Genomic DNA, 7,565 nt, shown 5'->3' on the forward strand with positions numbered 1-7,565 from the left:
CGTCGCCGGTGGCCTCAGCCGGCGGTGTCGCGGGTGCGGGCCCGGAGCCGCTCCCCCTTGGCGTGGGCCTGCGCCCGCAGCTCCTCGGCGAACCCGGCCAGCCGTCGCCGCAGCGCGAGAGCCTCCTCCCCGTCCCCGGCGCCGAGGATGCGCGCGGCCAGCAGGCCGGCGTTGCGGGCGCCGGCCACCGACACCGTCGCGACCGGGATGCCGGCCGGCATCTGCACGATCGACAGCAGCGAGTCCATCCCGTCCAGGTGCTGCAGCGGCACCGGGACCCCGACGACCGGCAGCACCGTGACCGAGGCCAGCATGCCCGGCAGGTGGGCCGCGCCGCCGGCACCGGCGACGATGACCCGCAGCCCGCGCTCCTCGGCGCGGCGGCCGTACTCGATCATCTCGGTCGGCATCCGGTGGGCGGAGACCACGTCGGCCTCGTAGCCCACCCCGAGCTCCTCCAGCACCAGCGCCGCCTGCTCCATCACCGGCCAGTCGCTGTCGCTGCCCATGACCAGGCCCACCCGGGGGGCGGCGGCCGCGCCCGGCTCACTCATCGACGACTCCCTGCAGGTAGTCGGCGGCGTGCTGGGCGCGCTCCCGCAGTCCGGTCAGCGGGCCGTCACCGTAGACGGTGACGTGGCCCAGCTTGCGGCCCGGGCGCACCCCCTTGCCGTAGAGGTGCACCCGCAGCCCCGGATCGCGCGCCATCAGGTGCCGGTAGGTCGGGTACAGGTCCGGGTGCTCCCCGCCGAGCACGTTGGCCATCACGGTCCACTGGTCCCGGGCCGAGGTCGCGCCCAGCGGCAGGTCGAGCACCGCGCGCAGGTGCTGCTCGAACTGGCTGGTCACCGAGCCCTCGATGGTCCAGTGGCCGCTGTTGTGCGGCCGCATCGCCAGCTCGTTGACCAGGTAGCGGCTGTGCTCGCCCTCGCCCACCTCGAACAGCTCGACGGCCATCACCCCGGTGACGTCGAGCTCGCCGGCGATGCGCAGCGCGCCCTCGGTGGCGGCCGCGGCCAGGTCGGGGTCGAGGCCCGGGGCGGGCGCGAGCACCTGGGTGCAGACGCCACCGGTCTGCACGGTCTCCACAACCGGCCAGGCGGCGGCCTGGCCGCTGGGGCTGCGGGCCACCATCACCGCCAGCTCGCGGGTGAACGGCACCGCCTCCTCCAGCAGCAGCCCGTCGGCGAGCGCGGGGCTCTCGGGCCGCCCCGCGTCGGCGAGCCAGTCGGTCAGCTCCTCCACCGCGTGCACGACGCGCACGCCCTTGCCGTCATAGCCACCGCGGGGCGTCTTGGCGACCAGCGGCCAGCCCACCTGCCCGCCGAACGCGGCGACCTCCTCGGCGGTGCGGGCCTGCACCCACCGCGGGCAGGGGATCCCCATCGCGGTGAGCCGCTCCCGCATCACCAGCTTGTCCTGGGCGTGCCGCAGCGCGGCCGGGCGCGGGTGCAGCGCGACCCCGTCGGCCTCCAGGGCCTGCAGCACCGCCGGCGGCACGTGCTCGTGGTCGAAGGTCACCACGTCGCAGCCGGCGGCGAACTCCCGCACGGCTGCGAGGTCGGCGTGGCTGCCGACCGGGCTGTGCGGCACCACCAGCGCCGCCGAGGCGGTCTCGGACTCGGCCAGCACCGAGAGGGTGAGGGAGAGCGCGACCGCCGGCGGCTGGCACATCCGGGCCAGCTGGCCGCCGCCGATGATGCCGACGACGGGGAAGCCGCCCTCGGCGCGCACCGGGGCCAGCCGGGGTGCCGCCGAGGAGGGGGCCGGAAGGGCCGTGGACCGGTCGGTGTGCGTCGCAGGGTGGCTCACGGCCGCCCAGCCTACTGGCCTCGGCAGACATACACTGCCCCGGTGACCTCCCCCGACGTGCGCCGGCCCGGTCTGCTCGACCGGCTGCGGGACACGCTGGAGGTGCTGGTCCGGGAGGCGGCTAAGTTCGGGACGGTCGGGCTGGTGGCCTTCGTGGTCGACCTGACCGTCTACAACCTGCTGGTCTTCGGGGTGCCCGGTGACGGGGTCGGCGCGTGGTACGACGTCCCGCTGCGGGCCAAGGCCGCCTCGGTCGCGGCCGGCACGGTCGTGGCCTGGCTGGGCAACCGGTACTGGACCTTCCGGCGCCGGCGACGGGCGCAGCGCACCCGGGAGTTCGCCCTGTTCGTGATGTTCAACGCCCTGGGCCTGGGGATCGCGCTGGCCTGCCTGGGGGTGAGCCGCTACCTGCTGGGGCTGGACAGCCAGCTCGCGGACAACGTCAGCGCCAACGGTGTCGGGCTGGTGCTGGGGACCCTGTTCCGGTTCTGGGCCTACCGCAGGTTCGTCTTCCGCGGCGACGCGCTGGCCGACATCGAGGTGCCGCTGCTGCACCACCGGGACCGCGAGGAGCCGCCGGCCGGCCACGGCCGCTCGGGCACGGACGACGCCAGCGCCCGCTCTCAGCGGGCCGGCGCCATCGACACGTAGAGCGCGAACAGCACCGGCTGGCGGGGCTGGACCAGCTCCAGCCGCCCCCCGAACGACTCCGCGTTGTCCCGGGCCACGCCGAGCCCCAGCCCGGTGCCGTCGCCGCTGGTCACCGCCCGCTCGAAGATCCGCCGGGCCAGCTCGTCGGGGATTCCCGGCCCCTCGTCGGAGACCTGCAGCACCGCCGACGGTCCGCTGCGCCGCGCGGCCACCGTCACGGCCCCGCTGCCGTGGACCAGGGAGTTCTCGACCAGGGTGTTGAGGATCTGTGAGATCGCCGAGGCGCTGGAGCGCACGATCATGCCGCGCTCCATGGTGACCGTCAGCCGCCGCCCGGCGTCGGTGAACGCGGGCTGCCACTCCTGCTGCAGCGTGTTCAGCACGGTGTCGAGGGAGACCGAGCGGCCACCGTCGGCGTGCCCGGCGCGGGTGCGGTGCAGCAGCTCGTCGACGACGCCGGCGAGCCGCTCGGTCTGCGCGATCGCCAGCGCCGCCTCCTCCCGGGCCACGGCGACGTCGTCGGCCTCGGCGATCTCCTCCAGCCGCAGCAGCAGCGCCGCCAGCGGGGTGCGGAGCTGGTGGGAGGCGTCGGCGGCGAAGGAACGCTCGGCGGTCAGCGCCCGCGCCAGCGAGCGGGAGTTGCGGTCCAGGATGCGGGCGACGCTGTCGATCTCGGGGATGCCGGACTCCAGCGGCACCGGGTCGACCTCGGCGGCGCCGCCGCCGGGCTCCAGGCCGTAGCCGCCGCCGCCGAACTCCTCGGCCCGCTGCGCCAGCTGCCGCATGGGGATGACGAGGCGCTCGGCGTGGGGCGGCACCAGCGCCCGGGTGACCACCCACGGCGCCAGGGCGGCCAACCCGAGCGCGACCAGCCCGATGAGGACGAGCACGGGCGTCGGGAGCGGCCCACCGTCCTCGAGCAGCCGCTCGCGCTGCTGGGCGACGAGCACCAGACCGGCACCGCCCACCACCGAGATGCAGCTGATCGCTGTGGCGACCGACACCCGCGTGGCCAGCCGCCGCAGCTCGGTGTCCACGCCGGCCCCGTGCTAGGACTCGGGCGAGTTCTCGAACCGGAACCCCACCCCGCGCACCGTCACGATGTGCTTGGGGTCGGCCGCGTCGTCACCGAGCTTGCGGCGCAGCACGGACACGTGCATGTCCAGGGTCTTGGTGGAGCCGTACCAGGCGCTGTCCCAGACCTCGCGCATCAGCTCCTCGCGGGAGACGACGCTGCCCTCCTCGCGCATCAGCACGCGCAGCAGGTCGAACTCCTTGGCGGTCAGCTGCAGCTCCTGGCCGTTGAAGAAGGCGCGACGGGCGTTGGTGTCGATCGTGACCGGCCGGTCACCGTTGCCGCTCTCGCGGCCCTCGGTGCCCCGCCGCAGCAGCGCCCGCACCCGGGCCAGCAGCTCGGCGAGCCGGAACGGCTTGGTGACGTAGTCGTCGGCGCCGGCGTCCAGGCCGACGACGGTGTCCACCTCGTCGCCGCGCGCGGTGAGGATGAGCACCGGACTCTCCACGCCGTCCTGGCGCATCTGGCGGCACACCTCCAAGCCGTCCAGGTGCGGAAGCCCGAGGTCGAGCACCACGAGGTCCGGCATCGTGGCCCGCGCCGACTCCAGGGCCTTCAGCCCGTCGCCCTGCACGTCGACGTCGTAACCCTCCCGCCGGAGGGCACGCGCCAGCGGTTCGGAGATGTTCTCGTCGTCCTCGGCCAGCAGCACCCGCGTCATGGCCATGACTATACGAGTCCTCGGGTCACTCGCCGGGCCAGCATGCCGACCGCTTCTCCACGAACGCCGCGACGCCCTCCCGGCGGTCCCCGGAGAAGGCGGTCGCGCGCCAGCACGCGTCCTCGATCTCCAGCCCTGCCGCGAGGTCGGTGCCGGCCCCCAGCCGCATCGCCTTCTTGGCGTTGCGCAGCCCGACCGGGGAGTGCGCCGCGATCTCGCCGGCCAGCTGCAGCGCCCGCTCCCGGGCGCTCCCGGCAGCCACCAGCTCGTCGACGACCCCGAGCCCGGCGGCCTCGGCCGCGCCGAGCCGCCGGGCGGTGAAGATGAGCGAGGCGGCCCGGGACCAGCCGACGCGGCGGGTGAGCAGCTGGGTGCCGCCCGCGCCGGGGATGACGCCGACCGACACCTCCGGCAGGCCGACAGTGGCCTCCTCACCGGCGATGATCAGGTCGCAGGACAGCGCGATCTCCAGCCCACCGCCGAGGGCGAACCCGTCGACGGCCGCGACCGCCGGCACCGGCAGCGCCAGCACCCCGCCGTAGCCGGCCCGGGCCACCGTGCGGTGCCGGACCAGCTCCTCGTCGGTGAGGGCGTTGCGCTCCTTCAGGTCGGCGCCCACGCAGAACGCCCGCGGGTGGCTGCTGGTCACCACGACCGCCCGCACGCCAGGGTCCTCGGCCAGCTCGCGGGTGGTCGCGGCCAGCTCCCGGGCCAGCGCGGTGGAGACGGCGTTCATCGCCTCCGGGCGGTCCAGCACCAGCTCGGCGACGTGCTCGCCGTCGCCGTGGCGGCGCACCTGCAGCAACGCCGGGGCCTGCGGCTCAGTCATGCCCGGCAGGGTAGCGGCCCGCCGCCCGGACGTGGACCACGTCGCCCACGTGGTGGATGCTCACGCCACCGTCGCTGCCCCGCACCCGCAGACTGCCGTCGGGCCCCAGCCCCAGTGCGGTCCCCTCCCGCACCGCGCCACCGGGCAGCTCGACGCGCACCTGCTGCCCGAGCGTGTCGCAGTACCCCTGGTAGCCCTCCCGGGCGGCCGGCAGGTCGGCCAGCCCGGCGGCCAGGTGGTCCAGGTAGCGGCCCAGCCAGGCGACCTCCTCCGCTCGCGGCAGCTCCTCGGCGCCCCGCGCCAGCGCCCAGGACAGCGCGGTCGGCACCGGCAGCTCCGCACGCCGCTGACGCACGTTCAGGCCGGCCCCCACGACGACGCGCCCGGGGACGACCTGGGCGAGCACACCGCAGGCCTTGCGCCACTGCCCGTCCGCCGGGTCCTGCAGCAGCAGGTCGTTGGGCCACTTCAGCCGGGCGGGGACGGCGTGCGCGCCCTCCCCCACCGCGCGGGCGACGGCGAGGCCGGCGACCAGCGGCAGCCACGGCAGGTCGGGGGGCGGCGGGGCCGGGACCACCGCGCTCACCGCCAGCGCCGTCCCCGGCGGGGCGGTCCAGACGCGCCCCCGGCGTCCTTGGCCGGCGCGCTGGTGACGCGCCACCACGACCCGGCCGGGCCGCGGGTCCTGCAGCGCCAGCAGCTGGGTGGAGTCGGTGTTCTCGTGCCACTCCGGGCGGGCCCACCTGATCGCGACCACCCGGCAAGGCTAGGTTGTGTCCCATGACCGAGGAGGCCACACCCGACATGCGGACGACCGCCGGCCGGCTGGCCGACTACTACCGGCGGATCGACGAAGCGGTGCACGCGGGCTCGGCCCGGGCGGTGGAGAAGCAGCACGCCAAGGGCAAGCGGACCGCCAGGGAACGGATCGACGAGCTGCTCGACGAGGGATCCTTCGTCGAGCTGGACGAGCTGGCACGGCACCGGTCCACCAACTTCGGCCAGGACACCAACCGGCCCTACGGCGACGGGGTGGTCACCGGCTACGGCACCATCGACGACCGGCCGGTCGCCGTCTTCGCCCAGGACTTCACCGTCTTCGGCGGCTCGCTGGGCGAGGTCTTCGGCGAGAAGATCGTGAAGGTCATGGACCTGGCGATGAAGGTCGGCTGCCCCGTGATCGGCATCAACGACTCCGGCGGCGCCCGGATCCAGGAGGGCGTGGTGGCGCTCGGCCTCTACGCCGAGATCTTCAAGCGCAACGTGCACGCCTCCGGCGTGATCCCGCAGATCTCGCTGGTGATGGGTCCCTGCGCCGGCGGGGCGGTCTACTCCCCCGCCATCACCGACTTCGTCGTCATGGTCGACCAGACCTCGCACATGTTCATCACCGGGCCCGACGTCATCAAGACCGTCACCGGCGAGAGCGTGACGTTCGAGGAGCTCGGCGGCGCGCGCAGCCACAACAGCAAGTCCGGCGTGGCCCACTACATGGCCTCCGACGAGACCGACGCCATCGACTACGTCAAGGACCTGCTGGCCCACCTGCCGCAGAACAACATGGAGGACCCGCCGGTCTTCGAGGCCGACGCCGAGCTGGTGGTCACCGCCGAGGACGAGGAGCTGGACACGCTGGTCCCGGACTCGGCCAACACCCCCTACGACATGAAGGCCGTGGTGCGCCACGTCCTCGACAACGGCGACTTCCTGGAGGTCCAGGAGCTCTACGCCCCCAACATCGTCGTCGGGTTCGGGCGCGTGGAGGGCCACGCCGTCGGGATCGTGGCCAACCAGCCGATGCAGTTCGCCGGCACGCTGGACATCGCGGCCTCGGAGAAGGCCGCTCGGTTCGTGCGCACCTGTGACGCCTTCAACGTCCCGATCCTGACCTTCGTCGACGTCCCGGGCTTCCTGCCCGGCACCGACCAGGAGTGGGGCGGCATCATCCGGCGCGGGGCCAAGCTGCTGTACGCCTATGCCGAGGCCACCGTCCCGCTGGTGACGGTGATCACCCGCAAGGCCTACGGGGGCGCCTACGACGTGATGGGCTCCAAGCACCTGGGCGCCGACATGAACTTCGCCTGGCCCACCGCCCAGATCGCGGTGATGGGCGCCCAGGGCGCGGCCAACATCCTCTACCGCAAGCAGCTGCAGGAGGTGGCCGACGCCGGCGGCGACGTCGAGGCCGAGCGTGCCCGCCGGATCCAGGAGTACGAGGACACCCTGGCCAACCCCTACGTCGCGGCCGAGCGTGGCTACGTCGACGCGGTCATCCCGCCCTCGCACACCCGGACCAAGGTCATCCAGGCGCTGCGGACGCTGCGCAGCAAGCGTGCCGAGCGGGCGCCGCGCAAGCACGGGAACATCCCGCTGTGAGCACCGACCAGTCCGGCCAGCGCGACCAGCCGCCCGTTGCCCCCGCGACCGCCGAGGCCGCGATCCGCGTCGTGCGCGGCAACCCGACACCGGAGGAGACTGCCGCGCTGGTGACTGTGCTCGCGGCCGCCTCGGCGGCCGCCTCGGCGACCGCCGCCGAC

General features: G+C 74.4%; 9 protein-coding genes. 3 read left to right on the forward strand and 6 right to left on the reverse strand.

Annotation, left to right across the window (positions count from 1 at the left end):
• Positions 1 to 14: 14 nt before the first annotated feature.
• The gene (purE, locus tag GFJ45_RS07180) at positions 15 to 554 is read right to left on the reverse strand and encodes a 5-(carboxyamino)imidazole ribonucleotide mutase (RefSeq protein ID WP_153395630.1); all 540 of its coding nucleotides are present in this window, start codon (positions 552 to 554) and stop codon (positions 15 to 17) included.
• Positions 547 to 1,812: a 5-(carboxyamino)imidazole ribonucleotide synthase gene (locus GFJ45_RS07185; protein WP_407670381.1), complete on the reverse strand. Its 1,266-nt coding sequence runs from the start codon at positions 1,810 to 1,812 to the stop codon at positions 547 to 549. Before GFJ45_RS07185 ends, purE begins: the two co-directional genes overlap by 8 nt.
• Before the next feature lie 42 nt (positions 1,813 to 1,854).
• Here GFJ45_RS07185 and GFJ45_RS07190 point away from each other — a divergent pair, with 42 nt between their 5' ends.
• Positions 1,855 to 2,463 (forward strand): GtrA family protein, encoded by a 609-nt coding sequence (locus GFJ45_RS07190; RefSeq protein WP_228386639.1) that lies wholly within the window; start codon positions 1,855 to 1,857, stop codon positions 2,461 to 2,463.
• Here the strand turns inward: GFJ45_RS07190 and GFJ45_RS07195 are convergent.
• Genes GFJ45_RS07195 through GFJ45_RS07210 form a run of 4 tightly spaced genes read right to left on the reverse strand, consistent with a single transcriptional unit; the run spans position 2,436 to position 5,785 of the window.
• A complete protein-coding gene (locus tag GFJ45_RS07195) occupies positions 2,436 to 3,500 on the reverse strand; it encodes a sensor histidine kinase (protein ID WP_228386640.1) in 1,065 nt (354 codons plus the stop codon). The two genes, GFJ45_RS07190 and GFJ45_RS07195, sit on opposite strands and share 28 nt — an antisense overlap.
• Positions 3,501 to 3,512: 12 nt before the next feature.
• Entirely contained in the window at positions 3,513 to 4,199 is a 687-nt protein-coding gene (locus GFJ45_RS07200) for a response regulator transcription factor (RefSeq protein ID WP_153395632.1), read from the reverse strand.
• A gap of 25 nt (positions 4,200 to 4,224) precedes the next feature.
• Positions 4,225 to 5,028 carry an enoyl-CoA hydratase/isomerase family protein gene (locus GFJ45_RS07205; RefSeq protein ID WP_153395634.1) on the reverse strand — a complete coding sequence of 268 codons (804 nt, stop codon included), beginning with the start codon at positions 5,026 to 5,028 and terminating at the stop codon, positions 4,225 to 4,227.
• Complete coding sequence (locus tag GFJ45_RS07210) at positions 5,021 to 5,785, reverse strand: biotin--[acetyl-CoA-carboxylase] ligase (RefSeq protein ID WP_153395636.1); 765 nt, start codon at positions 5,783 to 5,785, stop codon at positions 5,021 to 5,023. Before GFJ45_RS07210 ends, GFJ45_RS07205 begins: the two co-directional genes overlap by 8 nt.
• A 23-nt stretch (positions 5,786 to 5,808) precedes the next feature.
• On the opposite strand from GFJ45_RS07210, the gene GFJ45_RS07215 reads away from it, so the two are divergent.
• Both GFJ45_RS07215 and GFJ45_RS17075 read left to right on the forward strand, forming a co-directional pair.
• Positions 5,809 to 7,404, forward strand: a complete 1,596-nt coding sequence (locus GFJ45_RS07215; RefSeq protein WP_153395638.1) for an acyl-CoA carboxylase subunit beta — start codon at positions 5,809 to 5,811, stop codon at positions 7,402 to 7,404.
• Positions 7,405 to 7,475: 71 nt separating this feature from the next.
• On the forward strand, positions 7,476 to 7,565 hold a 90-nt coding region (locus GFJ45_RS17075), incomplete at its 3' end, for an acyl-CoA carboxylase epsilon subunit (RefSeq protein ID WP_407670382.1).

Source organism: Ornithinicoccus halotolerans, from assembly GCF_009602535.1.
In the GTDB taxonomy this organism is placed as follows: Bacteria; Actinomycetota; Actinomycetes; order Actinomycetales; family Dermatophilaceae; genus Ornithinicoccus; species Ornithinicoccus halotolerans.